The following is a 19,813-nucleotide window of genomic DNA, read 5'->3' on the forward strand; positions in this document are numbered from 1 at the left end:
AAAACAGGAGACATCATGTCACTGACAAAACTCACCACATCCGCACTGGCGATCGCCGCACTTTCCGCCTCGGCTGCCGCCGCGCGTGACAACGTACAGGTTGCGGGTTCTTCCACCGTGCTGCCCTATGCTTCCATTGTTGCCGAAGCCTTTGGCGAAAACACCGACTTCCCGACACCGGTCATCGAATCGGGCGGTTCCTCTGCCGGTCTGAAGCGGTTCTGTGAAGGTGTGGGCGAAAACACCATCGACGTGGCCAACGCCTCCCGCGCGATCCGCGAAAAGGAAATCAAGGCCTGCGCCGAGAATGGTGTCACCGAGATCATGGAAGTGCGCATCGGCTATGACGGCATCGTGTTTGCGTCGCAGATCAGCGGCCCGGCATATGATGCGTTCCAGCCTGCCGACATCTTTAACGCCATCGGCGCGAAGGTTCTGAAAGGCGGCGCAATCGTCGACAACAGCTACAACAGCTGGGCCGAGTTCAACAGCGACCTGCCGGATGCGGAAATCGCAATGTTCATCCCCGGCACCAAGCACGGCACACGCGAAGTCTTTGAAGACAAAGTGCTGCTGAAGGGCTGTGAAGACACCGGCGCGATGCAGGCCATGCTGGATGGCGGCATGAGCGAAGACGACGCCGAAGACGCCTGCCTTGACGTGCGTCAGGACGGCAAATCCGTGGACATCGACGGCGATTACACCGAAACCCTGGCCCGTATCGACGCCAACACCAATGGCATCGGCGTGTTTGGTCTGGCGTTCTACGAGAACAACCAGGACAAGCTGAAAGTCGCGACCATGGGCGATGTTGCCCCCTCGACCGAAACCATCGCTTCGGGTGAATACCCGGTGTCCCGCCCGCTGTTCTTCTATGTCAAGAAAGCACACATTGGCGTGATCCCCGGTCTGAAAGAATACGCACAGTTTTTCATCTCTGACGAACTGGCGGGTCCCTCCGGTCCGCTGGCCAACTATGGCCTGGTGTCCGACCCCCAGCTGTCCGACACGCAAAAGTCGGTCAATGAAGAGGCGACCATGGGCTCCGGCTCCTGATCGGGCCTCTGACCCTTCACAGCCGGGGGCGGCCCGATGCCGCCCCCGCGCAGTTTCGATAAAGAAATTCCACCGACAGGCGGGGCACGACATGCCGATACTCTGGCTCTTTCTCATCGTTTCGGGCATCGCCATCGCCGGATATTACCTCGGGCTGGCGCGGGTGATGCAAAGTGCGGGCGGTGACCGGCGTCACATGCATTCGCTGCCCTCCTATTACGGGGGCAATGTGGCGATCAAAGCCGCCGTTCCCGCCCTTCTTTTGATGCTGGTCTGGCTGCTGGTGCAGCCGATGATCGTCAACAACTCTGTCTCTGCCCTGATCCCGGACAGCGCCATTGATGAAAACTCATCGCGCGGGCTTGTCCTGTCAGAGGTGCGCCGCGCGGCGGACGGTCTGAACCGGGCCGTGGCCCAGGGCACCATGCACGCGGATCTTGCCAACGATCCGCAGGCCGACCCCGACGAGGTCACCAGCCGCCTGCAAGATGCAGGTGCCATCGTCACATCGCAGATCACCCGGCCCATTCTGAACGCCGCGCAAAGTTACCGGCAGCAGACCCAGCGCGGCAACCTGTTGATGAGCGGTGCCGTCATCGTCCTCGCCTTGCTGGGCGCGCTTTGGGGCCTGCGCGGTGCCCAGGCCGATTTCCGGGCGCGCAACGTGGTTGAAACGGCTGTGAAGATGTTGCTGATCGGTGCCGCCTCCATCGCGATCCTGACCACGCTGGGCATCGTGCTGTCGCTGGTCTTCAACACCATCGAATTCTTCCGCCTTTACCCCGCCAGCGATTTCTTTTTCGGCACCAACTGGGCACCCAGCTTTTCGGGCAGGGGGGGCAGTTCCGACCTGGGCGTGCTGCCGCTGCTCTGGGGCACCTTCTATATCTCGGTTGTGGCGCTGGCGGTGGCGATTCCCATCGGGTTGTTCGCGGCGGTCTACCTGTCGGAATATGCCAGCAACGGTGTGCGCGCTGTCGCCAAACCGCTGCTGGAAGTGCTGGCCGGCATTCCCACCATCGTCTACGGGCTTTTCGCGCTGCTGACGGTTGGTCCGCTGCTGGTCTCGGTGTTTGGCCGCGACGGGCTGGGCATCATGCAGGCGGGGACGGCGGTGATCACCGCCGGTCTGGTCATGGGCATCATGCTGATCCCCTTTGTCAGTTCCCTGTCCGACGACATCATCAACGCGGTGCCGCAGGCGATGCGCGACGGATCATATGGCCTGGGGGCCACCAAATCGGAAACCATTCGCCAGGTGGTCCTGCCTGCCGCCTTGCCCGGCATTGTCGGTGCCATCCTGCTGGCCGCCTCACGCGCCATTGGCGAAACCATGATTGTGGTGCTGGGGGCAGGGGCCGCCGCACGCTTGTCCCTGAACCCTTTCGACGCGATGACCACCGTCACCGCCAAGATCGTCAGCCAGCTGACCGGGGATGCCGATTTCGCCAGCCCCGAAGCGCTGGTGGCCTTTGCGCTGGGGATGACGCTCTTTGTCATCACCCTCGCCCTCAATGTTTTCGCGCTCTACATCGTGCGCAAGTACCGGGAGCAATATGACTGATGTCTGATGCAAGCCTCAGCAGCGGCGCTGCACCCAAACCGCGCGGAAAATCCCTGCTGGTGCAGGACGCGCGCACCCGCAAACGCAACGCGGCAGAAAAACGGTTCCGGGCCTATGGCATGACCGCCATCCTGATCGGCCTGTTCTTTCTGGTGGTCCTGGCGGTTTCGATCATCCGCTCCGGCGCGCCGGCCTTTACCCAGACGGTTGTGGACGTGGAATTCACCCTGACCGAAGAACAATACACCGCCGCCGAGGGCGAGTTGTTCAAGACCAAAGCCTATGAGGGGCTGCTGATCGAGGAAATCCGCACCGCGCTGGACGCGCGCGGCATCGAGGTGGCTTTTGACGCAGATGCCATCCAGCGCCTGCTGGGCAAGCCCGGCGGCACCCTGCGCGAACATTACCGCGCGAACGAACAGGATCTGGGCAGCCCGGTGGCCTTCAAGCTGGCCGCCGCGTCGCGGGTCGATGGGTATCTGACCGGACGCGTGACACGGGACGCGCTGCAAGACAGCCGTTTTTTGCAAGGCTCCGACCTTGATCTGATCGACGCGCTGGTCGACGCCGGTATCATCACCCGCGCGTTCAACTGGAACTTCATCACCGGGGCGGATTCGGGTGTGGACAACCCCGGCGGCGCGGGCATCGGTGCCTCGGTTGTCGGCTCGTTCTTCATGATGCTGGTGGTGCTGGCGCTGTCGCTGCCGATCGGCGTCGCGGCTTCCATCTATCTTGAGGAATTCGCGCCGCAGAATCGCTTCACCGACCTGATCGAGGTCAATATCTCGAACCTCGCGGCGGTGCCCTCCATCGTCTTTGGTATCCTTGGACTGGCGGTCTTTATCCAGTTCATGCATCTGCCCCAGTCCGCGCCGCTGGTGGGCGGCCTGGTGTTGACACTGATGACACTGCCCACAATCATCATCTCGACACGCGCCTCGCTGAAATCCGTGCCGCCCTCGATCCGGGATGCCGCACTGGGCGTGGGTGCCTCCAAGATGCAGGCGGTGTTCCACCACGTCCTGCCGCTGGCAATGCCGGGCATCCTGACCGGGACGATCATCGGTCTGGCACAGGCGCTGGGTGAAACCGCACCCTTGCTGCTGATCGGCATGGTGGGCTTTGTCGCGCGGGGCTATCCCGACGGCGTGCTGGCCGGTTTCACCGAACCGAACTCGGCCATGCCTGCGCAGATCTACACCTGGGCCGCCCGCGCGGATGCCAGCTTCTACGAGAAAGCATGGGGCGGGATCATCATTCTTTTGATATTCCTGCTGACCATGAACATCATCGCCATCATCCTGCGCCGCCGTTTCGAGCGCCGCTGGTAAGGAGACAGACCGATGAAAGACAATCATATTGCGGAGAATGAAGTGGCCACAAAGAACATCAAAATCGCGGCCCGTGACGTTCAGGTCTATTATGGCGACACCCATGCCATCAAGGACGTGAATGTCGAGATCGAGGACAAGACCGTCACCGCCTTCATCGGGCCGTCGGGCTGTGGCAAGTCGACTTTCCTGCGCTGCATCAACCGGATGAACGACACCATCGACATCTGCCGCGTGGTCGGGGACATCCGGATCGACGGTGAGGACATCTATGACCGCAAGGTGGACCCGGTCCAGCTGCGCGCCAAGGTCGGCATGGTGTTCCAGAAACCAAACCCGTTCCCCAAGTCGATCTATGACAATGTGGCTTACGGGCCGCGCATCCACGGCTTGGCCCGCAACAAGGCCGATCTGGATGACATCGTGGAACGCGCGCTGCGGCGCGGTGCGATCTGGAATGAGGTCAAGGACCGGCTCGATGCGCCCGGCACCGGCCTTTCCGGTGGCCAGCAGCAGCGGTTGTGTATCGCCCGCGCCGTGGCGACAGAGCCCGAAGTGCTGCTGATGGATGAACCCTGTTCCGCGCTGGACCCGATTGCGACAGCACAGGTCGAGGAATTGATCGACGAATTGCGCCAGAACTATTCGGTTGTGATCGTCACCCACTCCATGCAGCAGGCTGCCCGCGTCAGCCAGAAGACCGCCTTTTTCCACCTGGGCAACCTGGTGGAGTTTGGCGACACAGACAAGATCTTCACCACCCCCGAAGACCCGCGCACCGAAAGCTACATCACAGGCCGGATTGGATAATATCATGCAAGATCAACACATTGCATCAGCATTTGATCGCGATCTGGAGGCGGTTCAGGCCCAGATCATGAAGATGGGCGGATTGGTCGAGGATGCCATCCGCAACGGTGCCTTGTCCCTTGAAAGCCGGGACGAGGAACTGGCCGAGAAGGTCAGGGCAGGGGACAAGGTGATCGACAACCTTGAAATCATGATCAACGAAAGCGCCGCCCGCGTCATCGCCCTGCGTGCACCGACCGCGATTGACTTGCGCCTGATCCTGAGCGTGATCAAGATCAGCGCAAACCTTGAGCGGATCGGCGACTACGCAAACAACATGGCCAAACGCACCGGCGTGCTGTCGCAGATCGCCCCGGTGAACGACAGCGCCGGTGCCATCCGCCGCATGGCGCGCACGGTCGAGGCGATGCTCAAGGACGCGCTGGACGCCTATATCCAGCGTGACGCCGAACTGGCCGCCGATATCATCGAGCGGGACCAGGATGTGGACCAGATGTACAACGCATTGTTCCGCGAATTCCTGACCTTCATGATGGAAGATCCGCGCAATATCACCGCCTGTATGCACCTGCATTTCATCGCCAAAAACGTCGAGCGCATGGGCGATCTGGTAACCTCCATCGCCGAGCAGGTGATCTATCTGGTCACCGGCCAGCACCCCGACGAGGACCGGCCCAAGGCCGACCACACATCAATGCCGGCAGAGGGTTGAAGATGTCTGTAACGCAACCGCAGGTCCTGCTGGTCGAGGACGAACCGGCGCAGCGCGAGGTCCTGGCCTATAATCTGGAAAGCGAAGGCTTTGCCGTGCGCCGCGCAGAGAATGGCGAGGAAGCGCTGCTGATGGTGTCAGAGGCGCGTCCCGATCTGGTGATCCTTGATTGGATGATGCCGCTGATGAGTGGAATCGAAGTCTGCCGCCAGCTCAAGACACGCGAAGAGACCCGCGATATCCCGATCATCATGCTGTCGGCACGCTCCGAAGAAGTCGACGCCGTGCGCGGGCTTGAAACCGGTGCGGATGATTATGTTGTGAAACCCTATGCGCTGCGCGAACTGATGGCGCGCGTCCGCAACCAGCTGCGCCGCTCACGGCCGGCGGCCAGCGGTGCCGAACTGACCTTTGACGACATCCGCCTTGATCCGGAGCGGCATCGCGTGAACCGCGCGGAAAAGGAACTGAAGCTGGGGCCAACCGAATACCGGCTGCTGGTGACCTTGCTGGAGAAACCCGGCCGCGTGTTCAGCCGCGATCAATTGCTGGATCATGTCTGGGGCCGCGACATCTATGTCGACACACGCACGGTAGATGTTCACATCGCACGACTGCGCAAGGCGCTGACGGTCCACGGCGGGCAAGACCCGATCAGAACCGTACGCGGCGCAGGCTACGCATTGGGCTGAATGTCATTCTGTGTCTGCGGCAACCGTCCTGAGGGTGGCAAAGCGGTGTTTTGCTGGCCTCAGGTGATGATTTTATTTACATAATACTGATTATAGGATAACTGGCTACCGTTAGCGGACCGTCAGAACATATCTGTTCGACCCCATCCTGATGTGCCCCAGTGTTGACTGCTGGACTTTTCGGCCCTTCCGTCGTTAATAATGCACATCTCATCAAGGGGTTGTATATGCCGTCTGTCCTGATCCTCAATGGTCCGAACCTGAACCTGCTGGGCACCCGCCAGCCGGAAGTCTATGGCGCAACGACCCTGGCCGACATCGAGAAGATCTGCACCGATGCGGCTGCGGCGCTGGGGCTTGATCTGTCCTTTGTGCAAAGCAACCATGAAGGTGCGCTGATTGACGCGATCCACGCCGCCAAAGGCGTTCATGGCGGCATCGTGCTGAATGCCGGCGCCTATACCCATACCTCTGTCGCGCTGATGGATGCCATCGCCTCTGTCGAATTGCCGGTTGTGGAGGTTCACCTGAGCAATATTCACGCCCGCGAGGCCTTTCGCCATCATTCCTACATCGCCCCTGTCGCCATCGGCCAGATCTGCGGCTTTGGCGCAAAGGGCTATCTGATGGCGCTGGATGTGCTTTCAGAAAGGCATGCAACATCATGAGTTTACGAGAGTATCTTCATTCTGTCGCCCGCTGTCCCAGCCTGGAAGAGCTTTGGGATCTGCATACCACAAAGATGGCGACCTACGGGTTTGACCGGCTGATCTATGGCTTTACCCGCTACCGCACCTCAACCTCCCTGGGTGACCCGGAAGACTTTGTCATTCTGACCAACCACAGCCGCGCCTATACAGACGAATTCCTTGGCGGTGGCCTGTATTTTCATGCGCCCATGGTCCATTGGGCGCTCAAGCACGAAGGCGCCTGCAGCTGGACCGTCCTGCATGACATGGCACGCGAACGGGCCATGACCCCGGCAGAGGCGCGCGTGATCGACTTCAACCATCGCATGAAGGTCACCGCAGGATATACCGTCAGCTTCAAATCCATCTCTGCCCGGTCCAAGGGGGCCATCGCCCTGACGGCCAAGCCCGGCATGTCGCAGGACGAGGTCGATGACCTATGGGCCCTGCATGGCAATGACATCAAGCTGATGAACGAAATCGCGCATCTGAAAATCCTGACCCTGCCCTACCACTCGCAGCGCCGCGCCCTGACACCGCGTCAGCGCGAAGCGCTGGAATGGGTGGGTGACGGCAAGACGATGCAGGATATCGCGGTGATCATGGGGCTGACATCGGCCACCGTTGAAAAACACCTCAGACTGGCGCGCGAGGCGCTGGCGGTGGATACCACGGCACAGGCGGTGCTCAAGGCGTCATTTTCGAACCAGATGTTCGTGCTGGACGCATAGATTCAGCCGAATCTGACGTGTCGCGTGAAATATTCCCCTTGTTTAGGGCCTGTGGACAAACCTCTTCAAAAGGTAAGGAATCCCTGACTGGCTCAAAGCGGGAAGTTGACCCAAAGTAACGGTGTTCCTGGCGAACGGTTTGACCACAGGGACAAAGCCTGTAAATCCTTGTTATAACAAGGCTCTTTGCAGGTTCCGGTTACAGTCGGGCGTATTCTTCCGCCCGGCTGTCCGGGGTGATAACGCCCCTGCTCCTCCCCGAGCGTTCCGTCATCGGGCGTAGGGCGGGCCTTGATATTCAAGGTCCGCCCGCTTCATCTCAGCAGCGCCGCCAAGATCGGTCCAAACAGAAAGGGCGGCACCCTGCGGCACCGCCCCTTTCAATTCGATGTCGCCCTGCCGTCCATCGGACGACGCGACGCTTAGCCTTTGGCGGCCTTGGCCACTTCGGCAGCAAAGTCTTCCTTGACCACTTCGATGCCTTCGCCGACTTCGAGACGCACGAAACCGGTGATGGTGGCACCAACTTCTTTCGCCGCGTCACCCACGGTCAGATCGGGGTTCACGACAAAGGATTGGTTCAGCAGCGTGACTTCGGACATGTATTTTTTCATCCGGCCCACGATCATTTTTTCGATGACCTGCTCGGGCTTGCCGCTTTCGCGCGCGATGTCCATCTGGACCTGCTTTTCCTTCTCGACCACGGCCGGGTCCAGATCGTCTTCGGACAGGGACGCCGGGTTCACCGCCGCGATGTGCATTGCAACCTGCTTGCCGAATGCATCGTCGCCGCCGGTCATCGCGACCAGAACGCCGATCTTGCCCATACCGGGGGCAGCCGCGTTGTGGACATAGGACACCACGGTGTCGCCATCCACTGTCGCCATGCGGCGCACGGACATGTTCTCGCCGATCACGGCAACCGCGTCTGTCACGGTCTGCTCGACGGATTTGCCGCCCATATCCGCCGCTTTCAGCGCATCAATATCGGAAACAGCAACAGCGACAGCGACATCGGCGATGCCTGCAACCATTTTCTGGAAATCCGCGTTCTTGCCGACGAAATCGGTTTCTGAGTTCACTTCGACCGCGACGCCATGGCCACCCTCGACCTTGACCGCAACCAGACCTTCGGCGGCGGTACGGCCCGATTTCTTGGCGGCTTTCGCCAGACCCTTGGTGCGCAGCCAGTCAACGGCGGCTTCCATGTCGCCGTCGTTCTCCGTCAGCGCCCTCTTGGCGTCCATCATGCCTGCGCCGGTGCTGTCGCGCAGTTCTTTTACCATAGATGCTGTGATTGCCATCTTTGGGTGCTCCTAATTTCAATCAAACGATCGGGGCAGGTTTCCCCTGCCCCATATGTCAGGCGTATGTCAGTCTCGTGACAACGCTCAGCCTTCGGCTTTTTCAGCGGCCTTGGCTTCGGTTTCCTGCTTGGATTCCAGATCCAGCGGCGCATCCTTGGCCATCGCGTCGTTCGACACGGTCTCGGAGGAGGCATTGCCGACCTCGACACCGGTGCTTTCCTCGGCCAGCGCTTCTTCGACCGGGGCTTCTTCCATGGCACCCAGGTCAACGCCTGCCGCACCCAGCTGGGCCGACATGCCGTCAAGTGCCGCGCGCGATGCCAGATCGCAATAGAGCGAGATGGCACGGGCCGCGTCGTCGTTGCCGGGGATGATGTAGTCGATCCCGTCGGGCGAGCAGTTGGTGTCAACCACGGCCACAACCGGGATGCCCAGCTTGTTGGCTTCGGCAACCGCCAGCGCTTCTTTCTTGACGTCGATGACAAAGATCAGGTCAGGGCGACCGCCCATTTCACGGATACCGCCAAGCGAGGCTTCCAGCTTGGCCTGGTCGCGTTCCATGCCCAGGCGCTCTTTCTTGGTCAGACCTTCAAAGCCACGTTCGGATTGTTCGTCGATGGACTTCAGACGGTTGATCGACTGGGACACGGTCTGCCAGTTGGTCAGCGTGCCGCCCAGCCAGCGGTGGTTCATGTAATATTGCGCGCATTTTTCTGCCGCTTCTGCGACGGGCTGCTGCGCCTGACGCTTGGTGCCCACGAACAACACGCTGCCGCCCTTGGCGACGGTATCGCGGATCGCCTGCAACGCCTGGTCCAGCATCGGAACAGTCTGCGTCAGGTCCATGATGTGAATGCCGTTGCGCGCGCCATAGATGAACGGACCCATGCGGGGGTTCCAACGCTGCGTCTGGTGGCCGAAGTGTACGCCTGCTTCAAGCAATTGGCGCATGGAGAACTCAGGAAGAGCCATGTCTTTATACCTTTCCGGTTTAGCCTCGTCGGGGGTATGACAGCAGATGCTGCCAACCGGCGGACGCTTGAGGATGTCTCCCCCAAGGGCCCAACCCCGACTGCGGGATTAAGTGGGCGTGCTATAGGCCAGCAGCGCCCGCTGTGCAAGGGATAAACTGTTTGTCATCGCCATGGACAGACCATGCGCATTGCCGCAAACTCAAGCCAAGAACACAAGGCCGAAATAACAAGGCCAAATAGACAAGGCCAAATAGACAAGGGACGTAACCAATGTTGAAATCCACCGCGCTGCTGGCACTGCTCACCCTCGCCGCACCCGGCTTTGCCCAGACGCTGACCCTGACGCCCGCGTCTCCGCAACCTGAGGCGGGGTCCCTGAAACAAGGGCTGGCCGTTGACTATGCCTATTACAGTGTCCGGTCGCTGGACGAGGCAAAGGGCAAGCTGGACCGGGCCAAGGCAGGGCCGCCACTGGCCGGGTTTTCCTATCTCGACACAGATCCGGGCGACAACACGATGACATCGACCAGCGCGGAAAAGGTACTGGCCGCGATCAGCGGTTATATCAAGTTCGACGCGCCCGGCACCTATGACGTTGAATTCATCAGCAATGACGGCTTGCAGGCCAGCATCGGCGGACAGCAGGTGGCGCTTTTTGACGGTGTGCATGGCTGCGAATCCGCGGGCGTGACATCGGTCGCGGTGCCGCAGGCGGGCTGGTACGAGGTCGAGGCCACCTATTTCCAGCGCAAGGGCTCTGCATGCCTTTTGATGGACTGGGGCCAGTCGGGCAATATGGAACCGGTGCCGGACGCAGCTTTCGCCCACAAGTAAGACATGGGGGATGCGGTATCAGCCGCGTCCCAAAAGCGCCTGATGGCCAGCGCGCACCGCCTTTTCACAGGCCAGCGCCAGCGCCTTGCGATCCGGCATGTCGCTGACCCGCAGGGCGGGATGAAACACCACCTGCACCCTGCCCTGTCTGGCCGGTGCCAGCGTGTGGATCAGATGTGTCCCGAAATCCATGTCACCCCACCACCCGTAAAACCGCGCGTCGGTGCCGTGAGGGGCATGATACACCACGGTGACGGGCTGTACCTGGATCTGATCGCGCAGATCCGGTGCGAAAAAACTCTGGAACAGCGTGGTCTTGAACGGCAGCACCTGCCTGCCATCTGTGCTGGTGCCCTCGGGGAAGAACAGCAACTTGTGACCTGCCAGCAACCGCTTTTGAAACAGGGCCGTCTGTTCGCGTGCCCGTGCCGGGTCGCGCTCGATGAAAACGGTTCCGGTGGCGCGCGCCAGCCAACCGATACCGGGCCAGCGCGCCACCTCTGATTTCGAGACAAAATAGGCCCGCTTGGCCGCGTTCAGCACAAAAATGTCCAGCCAGGACGCATGGTTGCAAACCACTGCCCCGCGCCCTGTCATCGGAACGCCCGAAACCTCGTGACGCAACCCGATGATGCGCAGCGCAATGCGGCAGACCCATTGGGTCATATAAGGCGTCACCGGCCGGTTCGCGCCGCAGAGCGGCCGTTCTACCGCCCGCAAGAGCAGCTTGATCAGCAAGCCGCCGAAAACCACCACGATCAGGGCCAATGCCCGCAGGACCACGCGCAGCCAGCCCAGCACGGTGATCCGGGGATAGACCGGCGGCACACCGCTGTCCCAGGCTGTGGTCATGCGCCGGCGGCCCCATAGATACGGGCCTGCCGCGTGTTGATCTGGGTGGTGTCCATGATCAGACAAACATCGACCGTGTTGAAGGCATGATCCACAAATGCCCCTTCTCCCACACAGCCGCCCAGCCGCAGATAGGCCTTGATCAGACTGGGGATCTGGCGCATCGCCGCTTTGCGATCCAGTTGAGCTTCGTCCAGCAGGCCCATGCTTTGAAAGGATTTCTCCAACGCGCGCACCCGCAGGTCAGGCGGGGCAAGATGGCGTTCGTGCAGCAGGCTCAGCGGCGCGGCCAGCCGGTCGATATCCGTGCCGTGAAAGCTGGCGACGCCAAACAGGATCTCCACCCCGTGCTGTTTGACGTATCGCGCCAGCGCGGACCACAGCACATGCATCCCAACTCCGCCACGATAGTCAGGGTGAAGACAGGAGCGACCTAATTCCAACAGGTTACGGCCCGAAGTTAACAGGGGCGACAGGTCATACTCCGCAGCCGAATAGAACCCCCCGGCCTCGATCGCCCGTTCCGCGCGCATCAACCGATAGACCCCCACAACCGCGTCCGACCGGATGTCCGTCAACAGTAGGTGGTCAAAAAACGGGTCCAGGTGATCGCGCTCAAGTTTGCGTTCGTGGTCGACAAGGGGGCCGCTGCCGCCCAGTTCGGTGACAAAGACATCATACCGCAGGCGCTGCGCCGCATGCAGGTCTGCAGGCGTTTTCGCAAGACTGACCGAAAAATCCGCCGCATGTGCCTGAGCCATCTGCCTGCCGTCGCTGTTAGGAACCCTTGGCCGTCTGATAGGCAAAGAGCAGGCCAAGCGCAATCCTTGTGCCTTGGCTGGAAATGCCGCATCATCACCTCAAGGTTGCAGGTTTTCTTAATAGTTCCCGCGTTAATCATTTGAAAAGGATCATGGGTCATCAAAGACCGGCATCAACCCGACCCGAAAGCTGTCTATGACAATTTTACCCACATCCCTGAAATTGACGGTCACTTTGCCGCCGATATTGCTCTGTACCTGTCCGACCCCCCAATCGGGCCGGTCGGGATGGGTCACCAGCATACCGGGGGTCAGAATGGCGTTCAGGTCGTCCATGGTTTCGCCCCTTTCTGAAAGGTCCGCATGATGGCCGACGCCCAGCTTGATCTTGTTGCAATGATCGGCAGCCGCATCTGTCATGACCTGATATCGCCTATTGGTGCAATCAACAACGGGCTGGAATTGCTTGAAATGGCCGGCAACGCCAAAACGGGGCCGGAAATCTCGTTGATCGGGGAAAGTGTTGGCAATGCCTCTGCCCGGATACGGTTTTTCCGGGTCAGCTTTGGCGCGGCGGGCGATCAGTTGATGGGCCCTGCGGAAGTCAGGTCAATCCTGCGGGACCTTTATGATGGGGGGCGGCTGAGGGTGGAATGGCAACCCGATCAGTCGCAAGCCCGCGCTGAGGTGAAATTGGCCTTTCTCGCCATCCTCTGCCTTGAAAGCGCCCTGCCCTATGGCGGGAAAATCACGGTCACGCAGAACGCGAAGAACTGGCAGATTGCCGCGCTGGCCGACAAGCTGAAGGTTGATCCGGCGCTGTGGAAATTGCTTGCATCGGGCAGCGCGCGCAACGGCCTTCAGCCCTCACATGTGCAATTCGCGCTGCTGCCCCTGATTGCCGCCGACACGGGGCGGCAGGTGTCGCATCAGGTGACAGACACGACACTCACCATCAGTTTTTAAAGCGTCCGGCCATTAGCCTGAGGCATCGCACATCACTTTTCGCGCCCCGCCGCAGGCGAAGGCAGCGACCAAGTGTTTCATGGTCAAGGCCAGACGTTAGGCGCGCACCGTCCCGTCGCCGGTGACGATATACTTGAACGATGTCAGCTGCGCCGCGCCCACCGGGCCGCGCGCATGCATCTTGCCGGTGGCGATGCCAATCTCGGCCCCCATGCCGAATTCGCCGCCATCCGCAAACTGGGTGGAGGCATTGTGCATCAGGATCGCTGAATCAAGCCGGTTCATGAAGGTCTGAACCGCGCCCGCATCCTCGGTCACGATGCAATCGGTGTGGTTCGACCCATAGGTGCGGATATGGGTGATCGCCTCGTCCACGTCCGCCACCACGCGGGCGGCCATGATCATGTCCAGGTATTCGCGGCCCCAGTCGTCTTCCTGCGCGGGCGTGGTCCCTGCGATCTTGCCCAATGCCGCATCCACGCGCATCTCCACCCCGGCATCCACAAGGGCGCGGATGATGCCCTGCCCGATGGTGTCGGCGACATCGCGGTGGATCAGCAGACATTCGGCAGCACCGCAGATGCCCGTGCGCCGCGTCTTGGCGTTCAGGACAATGCGCAACGCCTTTTCCGGGTCCGCCGCCGCGTCGATATAGATGTGCACGATCCCTTCAAGATGAGAGAATACAGGCACACGCGCCTCGCGCTGGACCAGCCCCACCAGCCCCTTGCCGCCACGCGGCACGATCACGTCGATGGTGTCGGTCATGGTCAACATCTCGGACACCGCAGCGCGGTCCCGTGTCGGCACCAGTTGCACAGCATCCACTGGCAATCCGGCAGCGCGCAGGCCTTCCTGCAGGCAGGCATGGATGGCACGGGCAGAATGAAAACCCTCCGAGCCGCCGCGCAGGATCACCGCATTCCCTGCCTTGAGGCACAGCGCGCCCGCATCCGCCGTAACGTTGGGCCGGCTTTCATAGATCACGCCGATCACGCCCAGGGGGGTCCGCACCCGCTTGATATGCAGGCCAGAGGGCTGATCCCATTCCGCCAGCGTCTCTCCGACAGGGTCGTCCTGCGCCGCCACGCTGCGCAGCCCGTCCACCATGCCCTGAACACGGGGTTCATCCAGCATCAGGCGATCCATCATCGCATCGGACAGGCCCTTGTCCCGGCCATAGATCATATCCTTGGCATTTGCCGCCAGAATCTCCGCACGCGCCGCCCAGACGGCATCCGCCGCGGCATTCAGCGCGCTTTGCTTGGCCGCAGGCGATGCCGAGGCCAGTTCCGCCGCTGCCGCCTTGGCCCGTTTGCCGATATCGGCCATCAGTTCAGAGATGGTTTCCATATCTTTCATGGTACTATGCCCATACCTTAAAGTAATGCACCATCACAGTGCCATATCATCACGGTGAATCAAAGCCGCCCGACCGGGATAGCCGAGAATTTGCTCGATCTTCGCACTCTGGTGGCCCTTGATCAGCGCCGCCTCAAGCGCCGAATAGCGCGTCAGCCCGGTGCCGATGCTATGACCTTTTGAATCCAGCATCGAGATGCTGTCCCCCCGCTCGAATTTGCCGGTCACATCCGTGATTCCCGCAGGCAACAGCGACTTGCCACGCGCCATCGCCGCCACCGCACCCGCATCCAGCGTAACCGCGCCACGCGGTTTCATCGCCGCGATCCAGCGCTTGCGCGCCGCTTGCGGGTCGGAGTGGGCGGTAAACCAAGTGGCATTCGCCCCGTTCTGCAAGGCTTGCAGCGGGCGCTGCACCGACCCTTCGGTGATGGCCATTGCGCATCCCGCCGAGGTGGCTGTTCGTGCGGCCATCAGCTTGGTCTTCATGCCGCCCTTCGACAGGCCCGACCCGGCATCCCCGGCCATCGCCTCGATCTCCGGGGTGATCTGTTCAATCGTGTCATAGCGTGTGGCCAGCGGATCATCGGCGGGGTTTCCGGAATAGAACCCATCAACGTCCGACAGCAAAATCAACTGGTCCGCGCCGACGGTCACGGCGATCTGGGCTGCCAGCCGGTCATTGTCGCCAAAGCGGATTTCATCGGTGGCCACCGTGTCGTTTTCGTTCACGATCGGCACAACACCCAGACCCAGAAGGGTTTCCATGGTGGCGCGGCTGTTCAGATAGCGCTTGCGGTCAGCGGAATCCTCAAGTGTAACAAGGACTTGCGCCGTTGTGATGCCATGCGGCTGCAAGGCTTCCTCATAGGCACGGGCAAGCCGGATCTGGCCCACTGCCGCCGCCGCCTGCGCCTGTTCCAGCGCCAGGGTTGTGGCTGGCAGGCCCAGCACCCCCCGCCCAAGCGCGATTGAGCCCGAGGAAACCAGAACAACATCGGCCCCCAACCCCTTGAGCCAGCGCACATCTTCGGCCAGAGCCAAGAGCCATTCAGCGCGCAGCAGGCCCGTCGCCCGGTCCACCAACAGGGCCGAGCCGATCTTGATCACGATGCGTTTTGCGGCGGTCAGGGCTGCCATGGTTCGACGTCTTCCACAGGTTTGTGGCGCAGGCGGTCGTCGTTGATCTGGCCCCGCAGGGTGCGCAGCACCTCTGTCACGCCTTCGCGGGCGACACCAGACATCTGCATGACGGCACCGCCGCTTGCCTTTTCCAATTCTTTACAGGCCTCTGCACGCTCTTCTTCATCCAATGCATCAATCTTGTTCAGCACGGTGACACGCGGTTTGTCCGCCAGGTCGCCGCCATAGGCCTCAAGTTCGGTGATGATGGTCTGGTAATCCTCCGCAATGGTCTCGGAAGTGCCATCTACCAGATGCAGCAGCACCGCGCAGCGCTCGACATGGCCCAGGAACAGATCGCCCAGGCCCCGCCCTTCGGAGGCGCCTTCGATCAGCCCCGGAATGTCGGCCACGACAAATTCGGTGTTGTCCACGCCCACAACTCCCAGATTGGGGTGCAAGGTGGTAAAGGGGTAATCCGCAATCTTGGGCCGCGCGTTGGAGGTGGCTGCCAGAAAGGTCGATTTTCCCGCGTTGGGCAGGCCCAGCAGGCCCACGTCCGCAATCAGCTTGAGCCGCAGCCATAGGGTGCGTTCGACACCGTCCTGCCCCGGATTCGACCGGCGTGGTGCCTGGTTGGTGGCCGATTTGAAATGCAGGTTGCCCCAGCCGCCATTGCCGCCGCGCGCCAGTTCGACACGCTGGCCCAGTTCGGTCATATCGACCAGAACGGTTTCCTGATCTTCGTCCAGAATTTCGGTGCCGACGGGCACCCGCAGCACGATGTCCTCGCCATCCTTGCCGGTGCGCTGCTTGCCCATGCCGGGCTGGCCGTTCTTGGCAAAGAAATGCTGCTGATAACGAAAGTCGATCAGCGTGTTCAGCCCGTCCACCGCCTCGGCCCAGACCGAGCCGCCGCCGCCGCCGTCACCGCCATCGGGGCCACCGTATTCGATATATTTCTCGCGCCGGAAAGACACGCAGCCGCCGCCGCCCGCGCCGGAACGGATATAGACTTTGCACAGGTCGAGAAATTTCATGTCGGGGCCTTTCGGGACGTCGCTACAGCTTGCGGCTATAGGTCCAGGTGGGTACGGCAGCATCGCGTGCCAGACAATAGGTTTCAGCATCGCCGAGATAGACAAATCCGGCGTTGGTCAGCACCTTGGCCGATGCCGAGTTGTCGTGAAAGACAGATGCAAACATCGCCTGATTGGCCTGCGGGTTCGCCGCGACCAGCGCCTGCACCGCCTCGGAAGCCAGGTGGCTGTTCCAATAGGCGGGTGCAACCCAATAGCCGACCTCGGACTGGCCACGGTCCAGATGGGTGAGCGAAATCAGCCCCATCACCTCTGCACCGCCGGTTTTCAGACCGTCCATGACCCAGACATCCTCGACCCGCGGGACCGCCATGGAGCGCGTGATGAAAGCGTCAATCGCACCGGGGGGAAGCGGATGCGGGATGGTGGTCGTGGTCAAGGCCACGCGCGGGTCGCCCGCGAAAAGCTCGATCAACCCCTTGTCCGACCGGCGCAACGGGCGCAGGTCGAACCGCGCCGTTTCGATTACGGGCTGGTTGATGATGGGTTCCATTTGCACAGTCATGTTCCTCCTCCGAACATCTACTCAAACAGCTCGGCTTGCGAGCAACACAAAGAGAACAGAAGCAACAGTCAGCGCCGCCAATGTCCACATCAGATAGGGTTCCGCAGGGCTGCCTGCCAGTGTTCTGGCAATCCGGTCGCCCGCCAGGGTCCACAGCGGGTGCAAGATGATCTGCAGCGCCAGCAGTATGGCCGCAATGGTCAAGGTCGCATTAAGCGGTGGTGTCCCAGGTCCGACAAAACTGGTGAACCCGCTGACAATCATCGCCCATGCCTTGGGGTTCAGCGGATGCACGATCAGCCCGGCGACAAAGCCCGGCGGCGCGCCCATATCACGCCCCTGCCCCAGCCGCAGGTTGGCGATTTTCCATGCCAGCCAGATGATATAGGCGGCGGAGACATATTTCAGCACCTCAAAGACCCAGGGCGCGCGGGCGCTCAATTCCATCAGGCCAAAGCCGACAGGCCAGATCACGAATTGCTTGCCCAGTGCGACGCCAGCCACAAAAGGCAGTGCCGCGCGAAAGCCAAAGCGCGCGCCGGTGCCCATCAGCGCCATATTGGCAGGCCCCGGCGTGCCGATCTGGCTGGCGGCAAAGACGACGAAGGAAGTTACGGCGACAGACATCAGGCCGCCTCGCTCTTGGCAAAATCGGGGGCAAGGGCCCCCATGATCACGTCATCATGCCAGGTGTCGCCCACCCGAGCGGCCTGACGCTCGCGGCCTTCCTCGACAAAGCCGACCTTGCGATAGGCGGCAATCGCGCGGGTGTTATAGGCCAGCACCCGCACCGACACCCGGTGCAGCGCCAGCGCGCCAAAGGCATGGGTCAGGACCAGCTTGATTGCGCGGGGCCCCAGCCCCTTGCCCAGCAGTTTCGGGTCCAGAATGCCGATGGCAAGGCTGGCCCGGCGGTCATGGGTGTCCGGCGAATGCAGACGCAGCGCGCCGATCATCCGGCGCTTGTGTTCGATCACCCATGCCAACGGCTCAACCTCTTGCGCATAGAGCCATTTTTCCGCGTGCGCCTTGGTGATTTTCGGCACATTTTCAGGGTCTGCCCCGAACATGTGGTGGATTTCCGGCGTATTGCCCAGTTTCAGCCGGGCCGCGGCATCCTGCGGCCGGGGCGGCCGCAACCGCACTGTGCCGTCACTCAGAACGGGGCGCTGTGATGTGGTCATGACACCGCTCCTTTCTGGATGGCGGTCAAAGACAAAAGAAAAGGGACCGGCGTTTCCGCCGATCCCTGAAATTTTTCAATCCTTGCGGGTACGGCTTATTCAGCGGCCTCGGCGCGTGGCAGGACCGAAATGAACGTGCGGTTTTTCAGACCTTTGTGAAAGGTCACGGCACCATCGACGGTTGCAAAGATCGTGTGATCCTTGCCCATGCCGACGCCGGCCGCTGGCCAGAACTTTGTGCCGCGCTGACGCACGATGATGTTGCCGGGAATGACGGCTTCGCCGCCGTATTTCTTGACGCCAAGGCGACGACCAGCTGAGTCGCGCCCGTTACGGGATGAACCGCCTGCTTTTTTATGTGCCATTTGGTCTCTCCTTAGCCTTTGGTCAGTTCTTTGGCCTGTGCGATCCAGTCTTCACGACCGACGCGACCCTTGAACGACAGTTTCTCTTCAATAGCTTCCACGTCCGCTTCTGTCCATGCGGCGATCTGCGCGAAGGTTGTGATACCCTCACCGTGCAGCTTTTCGACGATCACGGGGCCAACGCCGGAAATCTGCGTCAGGTCGTCGCCTTTCGCTTCGGCCTTCTTGGCCTTGGGCGCGGCTTTCTTCTCTGCCTTGGCAGGCTTTTCAGCCTTGGCAGGTGCTTCGTCCTTGGCCGCCTTGGCGGGCGCTTCGGCTTTCTTGGCTTTTGCAGGCTTTGCAGCCACATCTGCCGATTTGCCGGAGAGCGCTGCCACGGCTGCCGCCGAAACAGAACCGGTGCCGACCGCTGCCATCACCTTGGACTTGCCAGCGCCGGAGGCCATGATCTCGGTGATCTTGACCAGCGTCAGCTTTTGGCGGTGTCCCTTGGTGCGCTTGGAAGAGTGCTTCCGGCGGCGCTTGACGAAGTGGATGACCTTTTCGCCCTTGATCTGATCAACGACTTCGGCCTGAACGGCTGCGTCCTCGATCAGCGGCGCGCCAACCTGGGGGGCGTCGCCACCCAGCATCAGAACATCGTTGAATTGAACAGTTTCACCGGCACTTGCCGCAATACGTTCCACCCGAAGCATATCGCCAGAGGCTACTTTATATTGCTTACCGCCAGTCTTGATGACCGCAAACATCGCGTCTTCCTTCATTTTGCCGCGTCCTGTGGTCCCCGGTTCCGGGAGTTTCGGATGGGCCTGCGGCCTCATCCACCTCGAACAGCGCGCCCTTGGGGCGTCATTAAAACAGATCCCACGCGAGAACCCTCGCCGGGATGCGGG

The 19,813-nt window shown here is 61.1% G+C and carries 23 protein-coding genes; 10 read left to right on the top strand and 13 right to left on the bottom strand.

Annotated elements, in window-relative coordinates:
- Nucleotides 1–15 precede the first annotated feature (15 nt).
- From A8B82_RS18240 to A8B82_RS18275, 8 genes are all read left to right on the top strand, one after another.
- The gene (locus A8B82_RS18240; RefSeq protein ID WP_067295643.1) at nt 16–1,056 is read left to right on the top strand and encodes a substrate-binding domain-containing protein; all 1,041 of its coding nucleotides are present in this window, start codon (nt 16–18) and stop codon (nt 1,054–1,056) included.
- Between the two features lie 91 nt (nt 1,057–1,147).
- On the top strand, nt 1,148–2,620 hold the full coding sequence (gene pstC, locus A8B82_RS18245; protein WP_067295646.1) for a phosphate ABC transporter permease subunit PstC: 1,473 nt from the start codon (nt 1,148–1,150) through the stop codon (nt 2,618–2,620).
- On the top strand, nt 2,620–3,954 hold the full coding sequence (gene pstA / locus A8B82_RS18250; protein WP_067295648.1) for a phosphate ABC transporter permease PstA: 1,335 nt from the start codon (nt 2,620–2,622) through the stop codon (nt 3,952–3,954). Before pstC ends, pstA begins: the two co-directional genes overlap by 1 nt.
- A gap of 12 nt (nt 3,955–3,966) precedes the next feature.
- Entirely contained in the window at nt 3,967–4,764 is a 798-nt protein-coding gene (pstB, locus tag A8B82_RS18255; protein WP_067295650.1) for a phosphate ABC transporter ATP-binding protein PstB, read from the top strand.
- A gap of 4 nt (nt 4,765–4,768) precedes the next feature.
- Complete coding sequence (gene phoU / locus A8B82_RS18260) at nt 4,769–5,476, top strand: phosphate signaling complex protein PhoU (RefSeq protein WP_067295653.1); 708 nt, start codon at nt 4,769–4,771, stop codon at nt 5,474–5,476.
- Between the two features lie 2 nt (nt 5,477–5,478).
- A complete protein-coding gene (gene phoB / locus A8B82_RS18265; RefSeq protein WP_067295656.1) occupies nt 5,479–6,168 on the top strand; it encodes a phosphate regulon transcriptional regulator PhoB in 690 nt (229 codons plus the stop codon).
- Between the two features lie 227 nt (nt 6,169–6,395).
- Complete coding sequence (aroQ, locus tag A8B82_RS18270) at nt 6,396–6,836, top strand: type II 3-dehydroquinate dehydratase (protein WP_067295659.1); 441 nt, start codon at nt 6,396–6,398, stop codon at nt 6,834–6,836.
- Entirely contained in the window at nt 6,833–7,588 is a 756-nt protein-coding gene (locus tag A8B82_RS18275) for a helix-turn-helix transcriptional regulator (RefSeq protein ID WP_067295661.1), read from the top strand. Before aroQ ends, A8B82_RS18275 begins: the two co-directional genes overlap by 4 nt.
- A gap of 422 nt (nt 7,589–8,010) precedes the next feature.
- Here the strand turns inward: A8B82_RS18275 and tsf are convergent, their stop codons facing one another.
- Together tsf and rpsB are read right to left on the bottom strand one after the other, a co-directional pair.
- Nucleotides 8,011–8,892: a translation elongation factor Ts gene (gene tsf, locus A8B82_RS18280; RefSeq protein WP_067295664.1), complete on the bottom strand. Its 882-nt coding sequence runs from the start codon at nt 8,890–8,892 to the stop codon at nt 8,011–8,013.
- 87 nt (nt 8,893–8,979) lie between these two features.
- On the bottom strand, nt 8,980–9,867 hold the full coding sequence (gene rpsB, locus A8B82_RS18285; RefSeq protein WP_067295665.1) for a 30S ribosomal protein S2: 888 nt from the start codon (nt 9,865–9,867) through the stop codon (nt 8,980–8,982).
- 272 nt (nt 9,868–10,139) lie between these two features.
- Between rpsB and A8B82_RS18290 the strand changes: the two genes are divergently transcribed.
- Entirely contained in the window at nt 10,140–10,703 is a 564-nt protein-coding gene (locus A8B82_RS18290) for a PA14 domain-containing protein (RefSeq protein WP_067295668.1), read from the top strand.
- Between the two features lie 18 nt (nt 10,704–10,721).
- Here the strand turns inward: A8B82_RS18290 and A8B82_RS18295 are convergent, their stop codons facing one another.
- From A8B82_RS18295 to A8B82_RS18305, 3 genes are all read right to left on the bottom strand, one after another.
- The gene (locus A8B82_RS18295; protein ID WP_067295669.1) at nt 10,722–11,555 is read right to left on the bottom strand and encodes a lysophospholipid acyltransferase family protein; all 834 of its coding nucleotides are present in this window, start codon (nt 11,553–11,555) and stop codon (nt 10,722–10,724) included.
- Nucleotides 11,552–12,316: a GNAT family N-acetyltransferase gene (locus A8B82_RS18300; protein WP_067295672.1), complete on the bottom strand. Its 765-nt coding sequence runs from the start codon at nt 12,314–12,316 to the stop codon at nt 11,552–11,554. The genes A8B82_RS18295 and A8B82_RS18300 overlap by 4 nt, the downstream gene beginning before the upstream one ends.
- Before the next feature lie 150 nt (nt 12,317–12,466).
- A complete protein-coding gene (locus A8B82_RS18305; RefSeq protein WP_067295675.1) occupies nt 12,467–12,652 on the bottom strand; it encodes a DUF3553 domain-containing protein in 186 nt (61 codons plus the stop codon).
- A 30-nt stretch (nt 12,653–12,682) separates the two neighbouring features.
- Between A8B82_RS18305 and A8B82_RS18310 the strand changes: the two genes are divergently transcribed.
- Entirely contained in the window at nt 12,683–13,282 is a 600-nt protein-coding gene (locus tag A8B82_RS18310) for a histidine phosphotransferase family protein (protein ID WP_067295677.1), read from the top strand.
- Nucleotides 13,283–13,378: 96 nt separating this feature from the next.
- On the opposite strand, the gene A8B82_RS18315 is transcribed toward A8B82_RS18310, so the two are convergent.
- From A8B82_RS18315 to A8B82_RS18350, 8 genes are all read right to left on the bottom strand, one after another.
- Nucleotides 13,379–14,644, bottom strand: a complete 1,266-nt coding sequence (locus A8B82_RS18315; protein WP_067295680.1) for a glutamate-5-semialdehyde dehydrogenase — start codon at nt 14,642–14,644, stop codon at nt 13,379–13,381.
- Between the two features lie 33 nt (nt 14,645–14,677).
- Entirely contained in the window at nt 14,678–15,784 is a 1,107-nt protein-coding gene (gene proB / locus A8B82_RS18320) for a glutamate 5-kinase (protein WP_067295681.1), read from the bottom strand.
- Complete coding sequence (obgE, locus tag A8B82_RS18325; RefSeq protein ID WP_067295684.1) at nt 15,772–16,806, bottom strand: GTPase ObgE; 1,035 nt, start codon at nt 16,804–16,806, stop codon at nt 15,772–15,774. Before obgE ends, proB begins: the two co-directional genes overlap by 13 nt.
- A 22-nt stretch (nt 16,807–16,828) precedes the next feature.
- Complete coding sequence (locus tag A8B82_RS18330; RefSeq protein WP_067295861.1) at nt 16,829–17,365, bottom strand: GNAT family N-acetyltransferase; 537 nt, start codon at nt 17,363–17,365, stop codon at nt 16,829–16,831.
- 27 nt (nt 17,366–17,392) lie between these two features.
- Nucleotides 17,393–17,998, bottom strand: a complete 606-nt coding sequence (locus A8B82_RS18335) for a LysE family translocator (RefSeq protein WP_067295687.1) — start codon at nt 17,996–17,998, stop codon at nt 17,393–17,395.
- A complete protein-coding gene (locus A8B82_RS18340; RefSeq protein ID WP_067295689.1) occupies nt 17,998–18,555 on the bottom strand; it encodes a GNAT family N-acetyltransferase in 558 nt (185 codons plus the stop codon). The genes A8B82_RS18335 and A8B82_RS18340 overlap by 1 nt, the downstream gene beginning before the upstream one ends.
- A 95-nt stretch (nt 18,556–18,650) precedes the next feature.
- The gene (gene rpmA, locus A8B82_RS18345) at nt 18,651–18,920 is read right to left on the bottom strand and encodes a 50S ribosomal protein L27 (protein WP_067295692.1); all 270 of its coding nucleotides are present in this window, start codon (nt 18,918–18,920) and stop codon (nt 18,651–18,653) included.
- Between the two features lie 11 nt (nt 18,921–18,931).
- Nucleotides 18,932–19,669, bottom strand: a complete 738-nt coding sequence (locus A8B82_RS18350; RefSeq protein ID WP_067295862.1) for a 50S ribosomal protein L21 — start codon at nt 19,667–19,669, stop codon at nt 18,932–18,934.
- Between the last annotated feature and the right edge of the window lie 144 nt (nt 19,670–19,813).

It is taken from the genome of Sulfitobacter sp. EhC04 (genome assembly GCF_001650875.1).
Classification (GTDB): domain Bacteria; phylum Pseudomonadota; class Alphaproteobacteria; order Rhodobacterales; family Rhodobacteraceae; genus Sulfitobacter.